19 protein-coding genes are annotated in these 19,243 nt (G+C 43.4%); 9 read left to right on the top strand and 10 right to left on the bottom strand.

What is annotated here, in order from left to right; all coding sequences use genetic code 11:
* Positions 1 to 27 precede the first annotated feature (27 nt).
* From mreBH to ACCB35_RS02760, 6 genes are all read left to right on the top strand, one after another.
* A complete protein-coding gene (mreBH, locus tag ACCB35_RS02785; protein ID WP_044339203.1) occupies positions 28 to 1,032 on the top strand; it encodes a rod-share determining protein MreBH in 1,005 nt (334 codons plus the stop codon).
* Between the two features lie 229 nt (positions 1,033 to 1,261).
* The gene (locus tag ACCB35_RS02780; RefSeq protein ID WP_374055638.1) at positions 1,262 to 1,825 is read left to right on the top strand and encodes an RNA polymerase sigma factor; all 564 of its coding nucleotides are present in this window, start codon (positions 1,262 to 1,264) and stop codon (positions 1,823 to 1,825) included.
* Positions 1,822 to 2,538, top strand: a complete 717-nt coding sequence (locus ACCB35_RS02775) for an anti-sigma factor domain-containing protein (protein ID WP_374055637.1) — start codon at positions 1,822 to 1,824, stop codon at positions 2,536 to 2,538. The genes ACCB35_RS02780 and ACCB35_RS02775 overlap by 4 nt, the downstream gene beginning before the upstream one ends.
* Before the next feature lie 345 nt (positions 2,539 to 2,883).
* A complete protein-coding gene (locus ACCB35_RS02770; protein ID WP_374055636.1) occupies positions 2,884 to 4,236 on the top strand; it encodes a copper amine oxidase in 1,353 nt (450 codons plus the stop codon).
* Between the two features lie 83 nt (positions 4,237 to 4,319).
* Entirely contained in the window at positions 4,320 to 4,958 is a 639-nt protein-coding gene (locus ACCB35_RS02765; RefSeq protein ID WP_374055635.1) for a class F sortase, read from the top strand.
* A gap of 84 nt (positions 4,959 to 5,042) precedes the next feature.
* Entirely contained in the window at positions 5,043 to 5,273 is a 231-nt protein-coding gene (locus tag ACCB35_RS02760; protein WP_374055634.1) for a hypothetical protein, read from the top strand.
* Positions 5,274 to 5,311: 38 nt separating this feature from the next.
* On the opposite strand, the gene ACCB35_RS02755 is transcribed toward ACCB35_RS02760, so the two are convergent.
* The 9 genes from ACCB35_RS02755 to queF form a co-directional block, all read right to left on the bottom strand.
* Positions 5,312 to 6,394, bottom strand: a complete 1,083-nt coding sequence (locus tag ACCB35_RS02755) for a nitric oxide synthase oxygenase (RefSeq protein ID WP_374055633.1) — start codon at positions 6,392 to 6,394, stop codon at positions 5,312 to 5,314.
* Between the two features lie 99 nt (positions 6,395 to 6,493).
* Positions 6,494 to 7,009, bottom strand: a complete 516-nt coding sequence (locus ACCB35_RS02750) for a GNAT family N-acetyltransferase (protein ID WP_374055632.1) — start codon at positions 7,007 to 7,009, stop codon at positions 6,494 to 6,496.
* A gap of 106 nt (positions 7,010 to 7,115) precedes the next feature.
* Entirely contained in the window at positions 7,116 to 8,084 is a 969-nt protein-coding gene (locus tag ACCB35_RS02745; protein WP_374055631.1) for an NAD(P)/FAD-dependent oxidoreductase, read from the bottom strand.
* Between the two features lie 88 nt (positions 8,085 to 8,172).
* Complete coding sequence (gene abc-f, locus ACCB35_RS02740; protein ID WP_374055630.1) at positions 8,173 to 10,050, bottom strand: ribosomal protection-like ABC-F family protein; 1,878 nt, start codon at positions 10,048 to 10,050, stop codon at positions 8,173 to 8,175.
* 224 nt (positions 10,051 to 10,274) lie between these two features.
* Complete coding sequence (locus tag ACCB35_RS02735; protein ID WP_282137584.1) at positions 10,275 to 10,388, bottom strand: RAxF-45 family protein; 114 nt, start codon at positions 10,386 to 10,388, stop codon at positions 10,275 to 10,277.
* 79 nt (positions 10,389 to 10,467) lie between these two features.
* Positions 10,468 to 12,105 carry a DUF2339 domain-containing protein gene (locus ACCB35_RS02730; protein WP_374055629.1) on the bottom strand — a complete coding sequence of 546 codons (1,638 nt, stop codon included), beginning with the start codon at positions 12,103 to 12,105 and terminating at the stop codon, positions 10,468 to 10,470.
* A gap of 879 nt (positions 12,106 to 12,984) precedes the next feature.
* Positions 12,985 to 13,833 carry a YitT family protein gene (locus ACCB35_RS02725; protein ID WP_044339193.1) on the bottom strand — a complete coding sequence of 283 codons (849 nt, stop codon included), beginning with the start codon at positions 13,831 to 13,833 and terminating at the stop codon, positions 12,985 to 12,987.
* Between the two features lie 259 nt (positions 13,834 to 14,092).
* Positions 14,093 to 14,992, bottom strand: coding sequence for a DMT family transporter (locus ACCB35_RS02720; RefSeq protein WP_374055628.1), 900 nt, complete (start codon positions 14,990 to 14,992; stop codon positions 14,093 to 14,095).
* Positions 14,993 to 15,347: 355 nt separating this feature from the next.
* Positions 15,348 to 15,845, bottom strand: coding sequence for a preQ(1) synthase (gene queF, locus ACCB35_RS02715; protein WP_044339191.1), 498 nt, complete (start codon positions 15,843 to 15,845; stop codon positions 15,348 to 15,350).
* Positions 15,846 to 16,190: 345 nt separating this feature from the next.
* On the opposite strand from queF, the gene ACCB35_RS02710 reads away from it, so the two are divergent.
* The 3 genes from ACCB35_RS02710 (at position 16,191) to ACCB35_RS02700 (ending at position 18,042) form a co-directional block, all read left to right on the top strand.
* A complete protein-coding gene (locus tag ACCB35_RS02710; protein WP_374055627.1) occupies positions 16,191 to 16,841 on the top strand; it encodes a B12-binding domain-containing protein in 651 nt (216 codons plus the stop codon).
* Positions 16,842 to 16,958: 117 nt separating this feature from the next.
* Positions 16,959 to 17,456 (top strand): hypothetical protein, encoded by a 498-nt coding sequence (locus tag ACCB35_RS02705; protein WP_044339190.1) that lies wholly within the window; start codon positions 16,959 to 16,961, stop codon positions 17,454 to 17,456.
* Positions 17,457 to 17,484: 28 nt separating this feature from the next.
* Entirely contained in the window at positions 17,485 to 18,042 is a 558-nt protein-coding gene (locus tag ACCB35_RS02700) for a carbonic anhydrase (RefSeq protein WP_044339189.1), read from the top strand.
* 400 nt (positions 18,043 to 18,442) lie between these two features.
* Here ACCB35_RS02700 and ACCB35_RS02695 read toward each other — a convergent pair whose 3' ends face one another.
* On the bottom strand, positions 18,443 to 19,165 hold the full coding sequence (locus ACCB35_RS02695; RefSeq protein ID WP_374055626.1) for a 5-formyltetrahydrofolate cyclo-ligase: 723 nt from the start codon (positions 19,163 to 19,165) through the stop codon (positions 18,443 to 18,445).
* Positions 19,166 to 19,243 lie beyond the last annotated feature (78 nt).

The following is a 19,243-nucleotide window of genomic DNA, read 5'->3' as shown; positions in this document are numbered from 1 at the left end:
AGAATTCTTATAGTTGGAGGAATATTGATGTTATCAAACTCTGAAATTGGTATCGATTTAGGAACTGCAAATATACTTGTTTATAGTAAAAATAAAGGAATTATACTTAATGAACCATCTGTTGTCGCAATTGACACAGAAAATAAAACCGTATTGGCGGTTGGAACCGAAGCCAAGAGCATGATCGGAAAAACGCCTGGAAAGATCGTGGCTGTACGCCCACTTAAAGATGGTGTGATCGCCGACTTTGACGTGACAACTGAAATGTTAAAACAAGTGATGAAAAAAGCGAGTAAAAAACTTGGATTCTCTATCCGCAAGCCAACGGTTGTTGTGTGTACGCCTTCTGGTGCAACGAGTGTCGAGAGAAGAGCGATTCAGGATGCTGTCAGAGGAAGCGGTGCGAAATCCGTTACACTTATTGAAGAGCCTGTAGCTGCTGCGATCGGTGCTGACTTGCCTGTAGGCGAGCCTGTTGCCAACGTAATCGTCGACATCGGTGGTGGAACAACGGAAGTAGCAATCATTTCTTATGGTGGCGTTGTTTCTTGTAATACGATCCGTATCGGCGGAGACCAAATGGATGAAGACATCGTTCAATATGTGCGTAAACGCTACAATCTGCTGATTGGTGAAAGAACGGCTGAATTGGTGAAAATCGAAGTAGGTCAAGCGTTGATCGACCACGAGGAAAGAACGATGGATATTCGTGGACGTGACTTGGTCACCGGTCTTCCAAAAACGATTGAACTATCATCCAATGAGATTCAAGATGCGTTGAAAGAATCACTTCTTCACATCCTGGAAACGATTCGTGCGACATTGGAAAATTGTCCTCCTGAACTAAGCGGTGACATTGTTGACCGCGGTGTGATCCTGACTGGTGGAGGAGCATTATTGAACGGACTTCAAGATTGGTTAAGCCAGGAGATCGTTGTACCGGTTCACTTAGCTCCTAACCCGCTTGAATCAGTGGCAATCGGAACTGGACGTTCTTTATCCGTGATTGATAAGTTACAAAAAGTAAAATAAGCTGAAGAAATCCCCCAATGATTTGGGGGATTTTGCTTTGGAAACGACATAAACCCCCAAAACAGATTGATATCCCGGCTTCCACTCCAAACTCACCCATTTACCCCATTAACAATTTCCCTAAACATATATGATCCAAATTCTTATTTCTCACGTTAGCTTATTAAAATTGAGTTCAGCTCCGTTGTTTAGTATCCTTATTTTATATGTCAAAGATAAGGAGCGTAATATGCCCAATGATCGTCACGATATAGAACTGTATCAGCAAGTTTTAGACAAAGATTCAACTGCATTACGACAACTTTATCAACAATACGAAAAACTGATTTATTCATTCTCTTATAAAATGACAGGTGATCGGGAAATTGCAGAGGAAGTGATTCAAGAGGTATTTATGAAACTCTGGAAAAAGCACTCTCCCTATGACCACAGTAAAGGAAAGTTTTCATCATGGTTGTTAACGATGACGAGAAATACTTGCCTTGATGCAATCCGCAGACGAAAGAAACATGAGTCTGTTGAATATATAGAGAAGGACTCCCTGCAGGTCACCTATGAAACTCCGGCCGATCAATTGGAATGGAAGGAAAAAGGAGCAGCGATTCGGGAATGTATCCAGTCGTTGAAAGATGATCAGCAGAATATTGTACAATTATTCTATTTTAAAGGGTTGACTCAACAATCCATTGCCGATTCCACTGACATTCCACTAGGGACTGTCAAGGGAAGAATCCGTTTGGCGCTAAAGCATTTACACACGTGTCTTAAAGGGAAAGGAGGTCAATTCGAATGACTACACACCAATGCGATTACTTACTGGATTACTACAACGGTCATTTATCTGAACTTGAGAGAGCCCAATTTGAAAAGCATCTGGAAAGCTGCCCCCAGTGCAGGGAAGAACTTCATGAACTGGGGCAGTTAGCAGAATATATGCCTTTCGCATCTGATGTTGTCGAGCCTCCCAAAGACCTGGAAGACCGTGTTTTGGCTAACATTCTGGGTGAAGAGAAGCCAAAAGCTAAGGACGAACCTTTCTCCTATAAGAAAAAGAGATCATGGTTCCTCCCTTCTGTCGCAGCCGCCCTGGCTCTTTCCTTAGTCGGGAATGCGTATTTGTTTACGCAGCTTGAGGATCAAAACGAAGTGGTGGAACAAGCAACCATCGATCAGGTAGTACAATATGTCGATCTCGCTGCCGTCAGTGGAAATGCCAAAGGAACAGCCAGTATCATCAAGCAGGGCGAACAAACAAGCATGGTCGTCCAGGCTTCTGAGCTTCAGGCTCTTTCTAACGAAGAAGTCTATCAGGTATGGCTCATTAAAGACGACAAACCTGAACGTGCCGGAACATTTGTCACTAGTAAGGATGGCAAAGGATCGGTCGTATTCAAGTTTAGCGAAGAGTTCACGAAGAAAGATTGGGATACGGTGGCCATAACACTCGAACCGGATGCCGATAGTCAGCTTCCACAAGGAGAAATTGTGCTGGCTTCAGAAATATAAGAATTGTTACCCCGCCCTGCAGTCCATTACTGCTGGGCTTTTTTATTTTCAATAAGGAATCCCCCATTTTTTTAGCACATCTGGATGTTTAAGAAAATAGACCTAGGGAATTAAGTCCTATTAGAACGGGAGTTGTACAAATCTATTACAGATCGCGCTACATTCTTTTCTACTCTTTTATTAAGGATACATAGTTAAAGAAGGCTCCACTCTCTACATACTTTCACCCTACTTTTATCTCTTTCGAAAAAAGTGCAAAAGTTTTTTCAAAAAAAGTGATCCAAGTTTCAACTCCTCTCGTTAGCTCTATGAAAATATAAAAAACCCAAAAGGAGAGATTCAATTATGAAAATGAAAAAAAGTTATTTAGCCGTCCCTTTAAGTATGACATTACTAGTACCGACTGTAGGTACAGTTTCAGCCCACAACGGTGAAGATCATTCACACGAGGTGAAAGTGGATACTCCAGCAGGAGAATTAAGAACAACATTAGATCACTTACTTACTGAGCATGCATACTTAGCGGTGGAAGCGATGAGACGCGGAGCTGAAGGAGCTGAAGATTTTGACGCAGCAGCCGGTGCCTTGAATGATAACGCAGCCGATTTAAAAGGAGCGATCGCTTCGGTATATGGTGAAGAAGCAGGTAATCAATTCAACACAATCTGGACGAATCACATCGGATTCTTCGTTGATTATGTAAAAGCTACAGGTGCTGATGATCAAGCCGCGAAAGACGAAGCACTTGCAAATCTTGCAGGCTACAAAGAAGAGTTCTCTAACTTCCTTGAGACGGCAACTGGTGAACGTTTAAAATCTGATAGTTTGGCAGAAGGACTTCAAATGCATATCAATCAACTGATCGGTGCATTTGATAGTTATGTAGCCGGTGACTATGAAAAAGCTTACGAATACGAGCGTGAGGCTATCGGACATATGGGAATGGTATCAAAAGGATTATCAAGTGCCATCACAGATCAATATCCTGACAAATTTGAAAATACGATGGCTGTCACACCCGCAACGGATTTACGTTCAACTCTTAACCACCTGTTGACAGAGCATGCTGCCCTTGCAACGATGGCCATGCAAAACGGGATTGACGGATCAGAAGATTTCGATGCTTCTGTTGGTGCCCTGAATGCAAATACTGAAGACTTATCTGCAGCGATCGCATCGGTCTACGGTGAAGAAGCAGGTAATCAATTTAAAGATATGTGGTCCAAGCACATCGGATTCTTCGTTGATTATGTAGAAGCAACAGGTGCTGAAGATGAAGCAGCGAAAGAAGAAGCCCTTAAGAACCTGGATGGATATCGTGCAGAATTCTCCAAATTCCTTGAAACGGCGACGGACGGTCGTTTAAAATCTGACGCTCTTGCAGAAGGACTGCAAATGCACGTGGAGCAACTGGTTGGAGCATTTGACAGCTATGTAGCCGGGGATTACGAAAAATCCTGGGATCAAATCCGCATGGCGTATGAGCATATGCTGAATCCGGCAAAAGGATTATCAGGAGCATTTGCCGATCAGTTCCCTGACAAATTCAAAGCCAATATGCCTTCAGAAATGCCAAACACAGGTATGGGTGGAACAGCCGGAAACGAATTCCCGTTCGAATTCCTTCTTGCAGCCCTCTTAATCATCGCTGGCGGAACAACACTGGGAATGAAAAAATACGCTACACACAAAAAATAATCGTAAAAGATGAGAGGGACGGACCTATTAAGGTCCGTCCCCCAGTGTGAAGATGAAAGGAGTGGCTTCACATAATGTATACTATGAGGGTTGTACTACTTGTGCTTGTACTATTGCCCATTTCTGCCTGTTCTGCAGGATTAAGTTCAAGTTCTCAAGAGGAAAAAGCGGAAACACAAACAATCGAAAAGCAAGAGGAAAAGCCGAAAGCTCAAATGGCGAGTACCACCACTTCCCCTTCCCCATTTGCTGAGACGATCATTAAAGATGAGCGGAGTGGAATCGTGCCAACGACCATTGAAATCCCGGCAATCGATCTATCGGCACCAATAGAAGCTGTCGGATTAAAGGAAAACGGTGAAATGGCCGTAACCGAAAGTTTCGAGAAGACTGGCTGGTACGAAGGCGGATACAAACCTGGCGAACCAGGAAATGCTGTTATCGGTGGTCATGTCGACAGCCGGAATGGCCCCGCTATTTTTTATAACCTGAACAAGCTTTCAAAAGGTGATGAAATCATTGTTAAAAATAAAGAAGGTGAAGACCGCACCTTCGTTGTAATGGACATGAAGGAATATCCTTGGGATGACGCCCCCCTTCAATCGATCTTTGGTTACTCCCATGCCAGTACCCTTAATTTGATCACTTGCACCGGCGACTTTGACCGTTCCTCAAGAAATTACAGCAAGCGCCTGGTCGTTTATACCGAATTGAAGCAATAAAAAACAGCACGGACTCCTTCCGCTGCTGTTTTTTTATGGATATTTTTACAAGATAGAGAAAGCCTACTAGTAAGGAAGGTGAAGATGATGAATGAACAACAACTCGAGGATTTGTTCAGCTTTTATGGATATGAGGATTTATACAAGCGCTTCAAGACGCCTCTTTATGTGACCGGCATTATGGATGATGCCGACGCAGAATTAGTTGAGGATTTCTTTGAGAATTTCACATTCGACGGCCCTGTCTTATTTGATGAATTCAGGTTTTGGTTTCAATATTATGAGGTGTCCAAACGTCCGCCTTTTACGTTTTAAAAAAGCTGCTTTCTGTGCGAAACAGAAAACAGCTCTCCTTAATAAGGTCTATCCTGATAGAAATAATTCGTCGAATTCCACGTATTGTCGTATTCTTTATGAAATATATGAGTCGTCGCCGGTGACACAGGTGGAATCAGCCATGTCCAGTCCCCGGTCACATCACGGTCAGCGCTCTTTTCGTTCTTTTCAAATAAACGGAATTGCTGAGCAGCCGTATGATGATCGACGATGCTGACTCCATCTTCTTTAAAGGAATGGAGCACGGCGATATTCAACTCGATCAGCGCTTTATCTTTCCACAAGGTTGCCGCTCTCGACATATCCAACCCCATACAGCTCGCTACTTTAGGTAAAAGATTATAACGATTCTCGTCTGCAAGGTTCCGTGCACCGATTTCCGTTTCCATATACCAACCGTTGAACGGAGCTGCTTTATAGGAGATGCCTCCTATCTTCAATTCCATATCAGAAATGATCGGGACCCCATACCACTTCAACCCCAAATCCCCGAACCAGTCAAATTCAGGGTGGCGTAGGGGAACCTCCAACCTCAGATCAAGATCAATCTCTTTCCATTGTGGAGGTCCGTCCCCGATTTGCACGACGAGAGGCAGGACATCAAAGTGAGTCCCCTGCCCTTTCCAGCCGATTTCCTCGCATTTCTTCGTAAAATCGATGGAATGCGGATCCCCTGCATACTGCCCACCCTCAACATATCCAGCATATCTGATCAATTGATGATTCCATATTCGGATGTCCGTTTGGTGCGGTTGAGACGGTCTGAAGATGGTAATCGTCGGACGGATTCTACCATTATTAGATGCATAGTCAAGGTGCCGTTCTAACGCTTCGAACACCTCAACTTCAGTGGAGGCATCCCGTTCGTCAAACACGTTCAACGAATTCCAGAACAACCGGCCGATACAGCGATTGCTGTTTCTCCACGCCATCTTCGCTCCGTGCACAAGCTCTTCTGTAGTATGGGTATAGGTTCCTTCTGTTTTTAGTTCATCTTCTATTTGTCGTAAGCGAAGCATCATGTCTGTTTCGCTTTTATTCAGTTCCTGATAACATTGCTCAATGAAGGCTCTCGCCTCATCCAAAATCGATGTCAACATAATCGCTTCCCTGCTATCTTATTCAGCGCATGCTGTACCTTCGAGTATACCATTTATCCTATGCACTTTTCCTTGGTACATTTGAACAACCATTGAATCTTAGAGAGTCAGTGCTTTCTCGTAGCAGTGATACTCCTGATGCCCCTCTGGTTTAGAGGTGAAATAGACCGATCCCCGGTACTCATAGCCCATCTTTTCATAAAGAGAATTGGCTCCCGTGTTCCTTGAATACGCATCTAATCGGATACTCTCGAACCCTTTTTCACGAGCAAGCTCCTCACACTTCTCAATGAATACTTTCCCCAACCCATTTCCCTGCTGAAGGGGATCAAGAAACAATGCATGAATCACCCATTCGTTTGCGAGCTTCCATGGAATCTCCGACCACTCAGGAGACTGCCAATCATTCAAGGTCACTGATCCTGCCACTTTATCATTGACCATTAAGACATAAAGATTGCCGTCATTCATTTCTTCTTTAAAATAGTCACGGCTCGGATATTGATCATTCCATTGAAGCAATCCCTTTTCATATAGATCTTTCTTGCATCTTATATAAACGTCCATGATGGTATCGAGTTGCTCTGAGCCCGCTTGCTTTAGTTGTATGTTCATGTTTTTTCCTCTTCTTATCATAGAATTTTATGTACTCTCTCTAGTGTTGCTTGATGAAATGATGGTTATACAGGCTCTCCTCAAGTCATATTGAAAAACTAGTGATTTACCCCTTCAGCTTCACTGCCACTCTCTCACCCGCTGAAATCCCGGATAAATAGGCACTTTCAAAACGGGTTCTGCCCGCTTCATCATCTCCCCTTAAAAAGGCATCCCCACAAACGATTACCCGCTGATTCTTCCCGATCTCCACATAAGGAGAGCGAACGACTTCTTCTGCCTCGGCATATTTCCACCGTTTCAATTGTGAATCAACTATTTGGTTTTCATCTCCTAGGTGAAGTTCTGCAACCTTTTGAATTTCACCCAAAATGGTATCACCCTCGAGGTCAAACCTCTTCTTCGACCAAGCTCCCGTCATATACACACTCACCGTTACTGTTGAAGAAATTCCTTTTTTGTAGTGATCCACCACCCGTTCTACTCCCGGCGGCAACTGCTCGTCCTTGTGTCCCGGTGCAGGTATGATGCTCTCCTTTTCAAATGTGAATAAACCAACGAAACATGGAGCAAATGTGATAGTGTTCATCTCCGTGCCCTCGATTTCAGACAGCAATGTAAGAGCCTGTGGTACAGGAGCTGTTACAATGATATGTTCACCAAGGATCTTTTCACCATTATCCAACTCCACTTCCAGAGGTCCGTCCCTCCCATCACGGATGGAGGAAACTTTTGTGTTGAGTTTTATTGGAAGGGATTCGGCCAGGTTCTTGGCCAGGGCGTTCATTCCATTGACTGAGGTGTAGCGAGGGTAGGGATTGCCGAACCATTTTTTAATCCAGCCTGCCTGGAGCCAATTCTCAACGTCCCTTTGAAGTTCTGTGGAGCGCACAGTGAAGAACTGCGCACCGTGATCCACTTTTCCGTCTTGAATCCGTCTGGTGGCGAGTCTCCCTCCGACACTTCTACTCTTTTCAATGACAATGATATCGGTTATTCCATTATCTTTTAACGTATTGGCAGCCATGATCCCTGACAAGCCACCACCAATGATAATCACTTCTTTTTTCGACATCCTTCTCTCATCCTCTCTTTTTCCCATTATACAAAGGTCATTGGAAATAAGGGAAGGGAGATGACTTCAGCGTCATCTCCCTTCTACATTATTCCATAAAATCTTCTAACTCCTGATACATTTTGTCCCGTTCCTTCTCTTTCTGTTCTTTTTCCATATATAACTCCTGAAGAATGTCCAAGTCACTTTGTGCGAGAAGCTTTTCTTCAATAGCAAAAATTTCTTCTTCAACCCGTTCAAGCTCAGCTTCTATTTCCTCCATCGTCCGCGACGGTTTCTTCGGGACAACTTTAGGGGCTGCTTGTTTTTTCACGGGTGCTTCAGGCACTTCCTGTGGAACCAGCTCAGGAAGCTTTTCCTTTGCCCAGCTATAGGGTCCATCAAAGTAATGGAGCTCCCCTTTATGAATCCAGTACGTTTTCTTAAATAACTTATTTAAAAAGTACCGGTCATGAGATACAGCCAGGATTGTGCCTTTAAAGTCCTCCAGGGCATCCTCCAACACCTCCCGTGAATCTATATCCAGGTGGTTCGTCGGCTCATCAAGGACAAGGAAGTTAATATCCTGATGCATCAATTGGGCAAGGCGCAGTCTCATTTTTTCTCCGCCGCTCAGCTGACCCACTTTCCTGAACACATTCGGCCCATAAAATAAAAATTTGGCTAGTATATGCCGGGCATCCCCCTCTGTCACGGGAACCTCTTCCCTGAACGCATCAATCAAACGGACACTAGGATCCGCCACCGTAAAGTGTTGAGAAAGATAGCCTAATTTCACGTTACTTCCGATTTTCACAACACCGGTATCGGCTGTCTCTTCTCCGAGAAGCATTCTGATGATCGTTGACTTACCGGTTCCATTCTGCCCGACAATCGCGGTACGATCCTTGAAATGGACGAGGAGACCGGCGTCACTGAACAACCTTTTGTCCCCATAAGACTTTGAAACATCCTCCATGGAAAACACGATTTTCCCGCTTCGATCTGTCTCTTCGAATTCCAGGCCCATCTTCTTGCGATCCAGGATCGGGCGCTTGATCTTCTCCATACGCTCCAACGCCCTTTCCATGTTACGAGCCCGTTTATGGAGAGCTTCGTTGGGAGGATTAGCTTGATTCGCCCATTCCTTCAATCTTTTAATGGCTTCCTTCATTTTCTTGATTTTCTTCTGCTGCTCCTGATAAGCTTGAAATTCGATCATCAAGCGATCTTCCTTTTCCTTCACAAAGCCGGAGTAGTTCGTGTGATAAATCGTCAATTCCCCATCCTCTAGGTCATACACCTTTGAAATCACATTATCTAGAAAATAGCGATCATGGGAAATACAGACTACGGTTCCTTCATACTCCCTCAAAAATTCCTCCAGCCATTCAACGGCTCCTATATCCAGGTGGTTCGTTGGTTCATCAAGGAGCAGGAGGTCAGGCGTTTGCAGTAGGATCAAACCTAAACAAAGCTTTGTCTGTTCACCGCCGCTGCAGTCATTGAAGTCTTTCCCGACTAGTTCATTGATATCAAGTCCGTTCACAATTTTGGAAATATTGGATTCCATTTCATATCCCCCGGCAAGGGTGAATTGGTCCTGAATTTTGCCGTATTCCTCTAATAAACGGTTGAGGATATCAGCATCTTGCTCCGTCCCCATTTGGCATTCCAGCTCTTTTAATCGCTTACCGGTCTTGATCAAATCGGAAAACGCAGATCGTAATACGTCGATTCCTTTCGTCCCTTCAGAATAGTGAGGGATTTGTGCAAGATAACCTACCTTGGCCCCCTTTTTTAAATGAACGAGACCTTTATCAGGGGATTCGACTCCTGATAATAATTTAAATATCGTCGTCTTCCCTGTCCCATTTCTTCCAACGAGACCGATTCTAGCTCTTTCCGGTATTTCAAAGGATAAGTCCTCAAATATTAAATGCCCTCCAAACATCTTACTTAATTCCTGTGCACTGCATAGTATCATGTTCCTCTTCCTTTCGGTCATCTATTTTAAGGTAAGAGGTTCTGTTATAATCACAAAAAAGCCATGAGGAAGCAGACGGCTCACCCATGGCTGATCGAAGTGCGCTGGCACTTCCCCTTTTTATTAAAGAAGGCATAAAAAAAGAGAGCGAAAACGCCCCCTTTTTCCGATTCTTTATAGAAAAGTGATTGGAATTGAGACCTCTTACCGTTCAGTATTCATATTCATTTGCTAAAAAAGGGCATACGTGTCCCCTTGAACGCAAATACATGAAAAATTGCACGGCAAATGTAAATATAGTCTAAATACTTCCCACGCAATCCTACAGAACGATTCATCTCAATTCCACCTCCTTTTCCATTACACGTTAGTTACTATCACCATTATATAATTATTCTGAAAGCTTTTGCAATGTGTTTATTCTTTTTTATACAAAACCCTTGATAGTACAAGGCCGATCACGCCAATGGGTATAAGGATCATGGCACGGATCGTGAAATCAAGGAACACAAGGTCAGCCAGGAAGAATTTCACCAATGCCAGAGCTAAAAAGCTGATCCCCACCCATCGGTAAAAGGCGTCCTTAATGCTTTCACCGAAGATGAGATAAGCAATGGACAGAGCCGCAATCGCTACGGTGAAGGCGGTGGTACGCGAGGTATAATCCCAGCCGATTACAATGAAATCCGTCAAACGTAACACGAAGAACATCACAAGCCCTGTCAACACGACTTTAATCGCCGTTGTCGACACGTATAAGAAAGAGGACTCTTTCTTATTGTATTGGGAAAACAGATACACATACCCAAAAGCGATTACAAAAATCGGCAGTTCAATCGTAAAGAAATCATCAGATGCACCGACCAGAACTGCGAGGAAGGAACACATCATCAAAAGAATGGAAGCGATCAAACCAAGATAGCTTTCCCTTCTTCCTGCAAGCCATAAAAGGGCAGTAGCCTGAAGGCCGACTAAGACAAAGCGCCAATCGTATTCGAATAGTTCAAACAAGAAGAGGAGCACATGCAGGAAGCCTAAGACCAGGAGGACATCCTTTGTTTGTTTCTTTTCCTTCGGTTCAATGAACGATACGCCTATATACACCCCAGCGAAAATCACATAATAAAAGAGTGGGATCCCTGCGTAAATATCATTCAATAATCCAAGAAGAATGAATGAGCCCGTGACCAGAGCCGGAATCATTTCGGCACTCACCCGTTCATCCCGGTTAAGTACGATCAACAGTAAAATATAGGCGTGCTGAATTGCAAATGGAACCAGAACCGTCAGCGTCATCGCCCCTACTCCAAAGGCCGCAAAGAAAAACAATGAAAAATAGAGTAAATAATAATGAATATTCCAGGCAATCCTGTATCGTTTCACCGTACTGAACGTCATTAATACAAAGAACAATACTAACTCATATCCGTAAAACAACCACTCATTCCGTTCGTCCCCCGCGAAAATAAACGGAAACAGATACGCTCCTGCCCCGATCAAGCACAGGACAACTTCAGAACCATGCTTATGCGCAATCCACAGACCGACAGAAATAATGACGAGTAATAGTAGGTTCGTAATGAGTCCACTTATATATCCATATAAAATGTTTGCTGAGAATAACGTAATGATCGCGAGGACGATGCTTCCCGACAGCAGTGTGAGGGCTAATTTCCTTTGATCCCTGATATACCGTTCTCCTAAGAAATACATCACGATGCTGATGACAGCCCCCGTTAACACCCTCAATCCAGGCGTAACCCATCCATTTTGAGAAGCAGCCATAAAGCCCCAGATACTGCCTATCAATAGAACAAACAAAAACACTTTTGGAAGCCAGCGCTCCACTGAGAAATCGAATGGTTCTTTTTCGATGAATGGCTCACTTTCCTCAGCAGGGAACTGCTTCTCGGGTTCTTCATACACTTCAGCTTTATGAATGACAGGCACTTCACTTTCACTCTTCGCTTGTATCAACTGCCTCTTCACAAGGTATAGCTCTTTTTCAAGAGTGCTGATTTTTCGTTCCAGGCGTTCAAACTCCTCTTTCTCCATATTTCCACCCCCCTATCTACTATTTATACAGGAAAAGCCCAAAATTTTCCTTTGTTTTCGGGAAAGTTAACAATATTTTTTGACAACGCTCTATTTATAAACATTGTTGCTATTTATACTCTGAGAAAGTATGGTCCGTGAGCATCCTCGCCGATTTTTTGGTCTCTCCCACTGATTGTGCTCAGATTTCAAAAAAAGTAAATTTACTTGGCGAATCGAATCGTACTGTAAAATATAGACCGTTCCTTTCCGCTCCAGGCACTTGCTTTCCGCGGGGAGGAAGTCGAGCCTCCTCGACGTTCCGTCTGCGGGGTCTCGACTTTTCCTCTATCTCCCGCAGGAGTCAAGTGCCTTCCGCTACAATCCACTCTCTGCTTCTAAATTCTGACAGCTATAAATATGGATACACAAGGAAAAAAAACTCCTATTGTAGATAAGTTGAGCTTTTATTCCCAAAACGGACTATCTACAAAGGAGGAAAAGAAAATTTAATGTTAACTCAGATCGGTCGATCATCTAACTATCTATCAAATGAAACAAACAATGCTACCGTGGAAAAGGACAACTTTTAAAGAGAGCAATAGTTCGTTTTTTCTAGATAGTTTCTGTACTTTTAAGCTCTGTCACGAAATTACCTTATAGATGGTGAGGGGAACTGCGTAGACTCCTGCGGAAGTACGGTCGTGCCGAGACCCCGTTCGGCTCAGCTGAGGAGGCTCGGCCGAACGCTAGCTGCAAGCGAAGCAGTTCCACTCACCATCGGAGCATACACTGATTGACAGAGCCAATGCAGTTCCTATGTAACTAAAAAACAATCTTTGCAAAGTGAGCTTTTGACAAAGAAAAAGCTCCACCTTATTGAAAGGTGAAGCTTTGTTTCTATGCCAGTCGTTTAAAGTTTTGACCAAGGATTTCATTCATTGTGTGAACCGTGATGAATGCACGATTATCGACCTGGGTGATGAACCCTTTTAACTTGGAGAAGTCCTTGCGACCAAGGATGGTCGTGATGACTTCCTTTTCATCGGAAGTGAATGCTCCCGTTGCCGTATGAATCGTCGCTCCTTTTCCCAGTTCATGAACGATATAAGACTTGATCTCATCGCTGTACCTGCTTATGATCACAATCTCTTTATTTGAATTGAATTGCTGCAATGCATAATCGATGACCAGTCCGTTCAGGATGACACCGAAGAATGCATACATTCCGACTTGCGGTCCGAATAGGACGGCTGAGGACATGGCGATTGATAAATCAGCCAGTAGAACTCCTCTGCCTACATCTATATTGAAATATTTATTAAAGATCAGGGCCACGATATCTGTCCCACCCGTTGATGCCTGCTGGTTGAACACGATGGCCATACCGGTTGCGGCAATGCATTGACCGATGATCAATTGAATTAAGATATCATCACTTAATGGCGCGCTCATCGGGGCAACTCTCTCTAATAACCAAACGTAGAATGAAAGGGCGAAACTTGCGTAAATGGTTTTCGCACCGAAATTAAAGCCGAGAAAGATCACACCGACGATAAATAATACGATATTGATGATGATCATGAACAGTCCAAGGGATATTCCAGGAAACAGATCGTTCATGATGATCGACAATCCACTGACTCCCCCTGTCGCTAAATTATTAGGCGATAAGAAAAAATGGACATTCACCGAAACAAGAAATGCTCCGAGATTCATCATTAAGAAGGAAAATATTCTTTGTCGCATCACCGCAACCTCCTTTTTCTTTAAAATTTTTTTTTGGTTTTCCGTAAAAAGTTGAACAACGGGATTATAAAGCCCATCAAGACCCTTTGTAAAGGGAATACGGTTAAAAAAATAAGGTTTAATAATTGTGAAAATTGGAAGGGTTTGCAGATGTTATGAGGATGGGGTTTAGGTTTAAGAGGTCACATTCAGGGTATAAAAGGAGTTTTAGCCTCCACCGGAAAGTAGCTCCCTTCACCAAAGAAGAGAGCTTTCCTTTTTACCCGTATTGATTCCGCGGTTGGGCAGATCCCATATGAAATTGGGGAATCGCAATTCCGATTAAAATGAGCAGGATTCCAATGAACTGCAAGGGAAGGACTTGTTCCTCTAGGATCCACATGGCTGCAAGGATTGCAGCCGGAAGTTCGGCTGCCCCCATGATGGTCGATAGACTTGAATCGATATGGGGTGTGCCGATGGCGAAGAAGACGACAGGAAGGATGCTTCCGAAAATCCCGACAAGAAATCCGAAGTCAGCCATCTCTACAATTTGCACCGGGTCTGTTAGAAAAGCCGGGCGAAACGCGATAAGGACGACAAGCAGACCACCAAGGGTGATCATCATGCTCTTCTGAATCGTCGGTACTTCTTTCGCCACTTTTCCGCTGAAGAATATAAACAGGGCGAAGGTGATGGCTGCAAAGAATCCAAATAGGATCCCCATACTGTTTTCCATCCATCTGAAGCCTGATGAAGAGCCGATCCCGCCTGCCAGGAGAGTTCCCATCCAAAGAAACAGTACAGACACCAACTTTTTAATAGAAGGAAGTTTCTTCATATAGATGGTTTCAATCAAAACGCCGATCCACGTAAATTGAAAAAGCATGACAACCGCAATGGAAGCTGGTACTGCATGAAGACTGAGTCCATAAAAGATCCCCGTCATACTGAGCAAAATCCCGACTCCCAGGAGCGAAATCCAATGTTTTTTACTTAGGTTGATTTTTTTCGTAAAAAGAAAAGCCAGGAATAGCATGACCACTCCAAATAAATATTGAACACCCGTCACTTCTGACACAGAGTATCCTTCAGCAAATCCAAGCTTCACGACAGAAGCATGAATTCCGTATGAGCTGGCACCTATCAGCACACAAAGAGATGCGTTTAATGGTTTCATCCCGCTCCCTCCTTTTCTAACTCTCTCGCAAGTATAATCCCCGCTATTTATTTCGGCAATAGAAATATTCGCCTAGAATTTATCTTGGACTACCCGACCACACTGTCACTCTATAAGGGCTATTTGGGCTCATTTACATTCCAAATCGTTTTAAGGGTTAGAGTATCCTTCCTAATACGGGTGTCCGATTCCGGTTAGATGGATAATCCAGCCGGAAGCTCGGATAATTCAGCCGATCTGTTGGAAAATCCGGCCGTTTTCACTAATAATCCAGCCGTTTAACAATTATTTCCATAAAATCTTCCACAATGATCAAAAAAAAGAACGACCCCATTAATGGGATCGTTCTTCCATATTATCGATTATCAATCTTCTCCGGATACAAGTCATGATTCATCAAGCGGTGGTCTGCCATCGTTTCGTATTTGGTACCAGGCTTCCCATAGTTGCAATAAGGATCAATGCTGATTCCGCCGCGTGGGGTGAATTTACCCCATACTTCTATATAGCGCGGATCCATTAATTCGATGAGATCATTCATGATGATGTTCATGCAGTCTTCATGGAAATCCCCGTGATTGCGAAAGCTGAACAGGTATAGCTTGAGTGATTTGCTTTCCACCATCTTTTCACCCGGGATGTAGCTGATATAGATGGTTGCGAAGTCCGGCTGACCGGTCTTCGGACAGAGACTTGTAAATTCAGGACAATTGAATTTCACAAAATAATCCCGGTTCGGATGCTTATTGTCGAATGCTTCCAGGATCTGTGGAGCATATTCGAATAAGTAATTTGTTCCTTGATTTCCTAATAATGATAAATCTGTTAAATCTTCATCTTTTCTTCCTGACATGTAAAAATCCTCCCCTTCAGAGTGTCTCGAATGAAGGAGGACATAGCATTAGCCTAAGAATCGACATAACAGGCAGGTAAATTGCAAAATTTGTTATATCCTGTTACGCTTAAAGGATAACATGTTTAAGATAGTCTCATGTTAGATTCATAGAACCATAGTTTTTTATAGAGGGTTAATGCTATGAACCTCTCTCAAATTATTGAGCGACAATTAATGTTACAGAGGTTATATTAAATAAGAATACAGGGAAAGTCAATCCAATTATAGGTTGAAATTTTAGCAGGAATTTCAATTCTATCTATTGAATATAGTAATTGGTATTTTTGCTAGGAGTGATCATAAATGAATCAGCTGGTCCAGGCTTTCACCAAGTCCATTCTCGCAGGAGACGTTCATTCGTTGATGGAATTACATTCGTCTTCTATTCACTCAAAAATGGATAATTTCACTTTTTATGAGAAAATTATCAAACCATCCATGTATAGAATTGGTGATCTTTGGGAGAAAAATCAAATTACCGTTGCAGATGAGCATTTAGCTACTGCAACCCTTAAATATTTACTTGCCACCGTATTTACCCATCAAGAAGCTTTGGAAAACCATCCTAAAGCTCTTTTATTTTGTATAGAGGGTGAACATCACAGTCTGGGACTGGAGCTTGCGAACGAAGTATTCAAAGAAAAGCAATGGAATACCCGTTACTTAGGAGCCAACGTTCCCGTCAAAGATGCTTTAACCTTCATCGATGCCTGGAAACCTCATGCCATTGGAATATCCATCGGTATGACAACGGAACTGGCTCGATTGAAAGAGTGCATCGACGAGATTAGTGACCATCACCCGAAGATTGAAATTCTAGTCGGGGGACGATTGATTGCAAACTATACCCTCGGTTTTCTGGAAAAATCACAGGTAACCAGTTTTAATGACTTGTTAGAGCTTAATGCGTATCTGACGGATATGTCGGAGCAGCTTGTTTCCCAGAAAGGCTAGCTCTTTCATCTTATATAGCCAAACATCATAAGGTTCAACTGAATGTTATCCCACATGATACCTTCTGTGCAGAACGGGGCAATGACGTCCATTAACCTTTCCAAAAGGAGTGATCATGTGGAAAACCTGCATTTATGCCCGATTCCTTATCTACTATTGGATAGGCAGTTTAATTTAATAGATGCTTCTAATACAGGGTACGACCTTTTAAAGCCCGGAGAAAACTTCATGTCCATCATAGAAGAAGAAAGCTCTCCGAAGTTCGCCCGGATCATTCATAAGAATTTCTCTGGTGAAATAGAATTGAATTTGAAGAAAAATGATTCTTTCGAGCTGTTTGATATTTTCTTTCAGTTTTCCGATATGCAACAGTATTTCCATCTTGCCATCATTTCCAAGGACGCTCAATACAAGAAAGTGTCAGATCAAATGAATGGCTTATTCGATCTCATGGGTAAGTCCACCTATCCACGTAAAGAGCCAAATTTGACAGAGGTACTGGCTAAAGTATCTTCTCTTTATTTAAAACTTTCCAATACTTCTGATTGGAATCGGCAAGAAATTATGGATAAAATAAAAGAGATAGAAAATCACCTTCAGCAAAATGTGAAGTGATAAAAACTTATTTATAGGAGTAGACGACATGACTTTATTAACGAACATACTTGATTACAACCAACAGTTTGTACAAGAACAATCGTACGAAGAGTACAGAACCACCAAGTTTCCGGACAAACGCTTAGTCATTCTTACTTGTATGGATACTCGTTTAGTAGAGCTTTTGCCTAAATCCATGAACATGAGAAATGGCGATGTTAAAATCGTGAAAAATGCCGGTGCGGTCGTGAGCCACCCATTCGGCAGTATCATGCGCAGCCTCCTCGTTGCGGTGTATGAGCTTCAAGCAGACGAAGTACTCGTCATCGGTCACCATGACTGCGGCATGAGTGCCATTGACAGCCACAAAATCCTGGACAAAATGAAGGACCGTGGGATTCCAGAAGAAACACTCGACACCGTCAACTATTCCGGCATCGACCTGCACGACTGGCTGAAAGGCTTCAGTTCAGTACAGGAAAGCGTCGCCCACAGTGTCGACATGATCAAGAACCATCCGTTGATGGATAAAAAGATTCCTGTCCACGGACTTGTCATCAGTCCTGAAACCGGGAAACTTGATTTAGTTGTCGAGGGGTACTAAGAAAAGCGGAGGCGGCTCGTTCAGAGGCGACAAGCATAAGATGAACCTACCGGAAAGGCGTTCTTTGCCTTTTTGGTAGGTTCAACTTATGACCTCGAGCCCCTAGCCGCCGGAGCTGGACATTGCAGAAAAGCGGAAGGGGCTCGCCTTGGGGCGACAAGCATAAGATGAATTGACCGGAAAGGCGCTCTTTGCCTTTTTGGTCAATTTAGCTTATGACCTCGAGCCCCAAGCCCCTGTAGCTGGACACCTCGAAAAGCGAAGGCGGCTCGTTCAGGCCCCACAAGCATAACCAAAAAAACCTTGAAGGCGATTTTGCCTTCAAGGTTTTTTTATAGGGACGGACCTCCAATTTCCCCAAAAGCCCGTCCCTATAGCTTTCTTATAAATTGACTACAAATTAAAGGTCCGTCCCTCCAGAGAAGTTCTTCAAATCCTTCAAAATCGGCATCTTTTCCATTTCGTCTTCGGTTACGTGTTCCCATTCGATGCCCTGTGGTTTTGGGTATGGGGTGCGGGTTTCTGTGATGCCCTCTTCGGTGATGATCCAGTCGACTGCGAGGTCGTAGGAATCTCTTGGGATGTTGTCTCCTACAAGCTGCTCACTGTTAATGGTGGTGATGACCGGTACTGGTTTGTTTCCAATTTCACGCAGGATGGCATATTCACGGTCGGCATATCCCTCTCCTTTTCCAAGCCTTCTCCCATCACGATGAATCGCAACGGAACCGACGACGACCAGGTCAATATGAGGTATGTCCGTCAGTGGCATGACTTGACCGTATGAGTTCATATGCTTGATACTCGCTGCCTTTCTCTCCTCTCCCTTGGGTACCCATTCAGGCTTAATCATGACAAACCCATCCTTCAATCGCGGTGTTGGAATGAGCAAGGTTTTCCCATCCTTCAACACATTTGCACGAAGTGGAAGCTGTGGTGCATCGGGATTTACCTTTACGACCTCAGCATCTTTGTAAATATCCATATCCCGAACAAAAGTAGCAGCTTTTTCCGCCCCTTTGAAATTCGGGATCCGGCCCACTAACGGAAATGGAAACCGGCCTAATTTATTTTCTGTCAACCGCTGCCATACCTTATGCCTGATTTCATCTTTCTCACTCATACTTTCCTCTCCTCTTTTATCAAAAAAAACCTGGAAATTAGTACTAATTTACTATACAATGAAATCTGTTCAAAATTC

This window comes from Rossellomorea sp. FM04394 (assembly GCF_041889765.1).
GTDB classification, from domain to species: Bacteria; Bacillota; Bacilli; order Bacillales; family Bacillaceae_B; genus Rossellomorea; species Rossellomorea aquimaris_B.
This window is presented reverse-complemented; position numbering and strand designations above follow the sequence as displayed.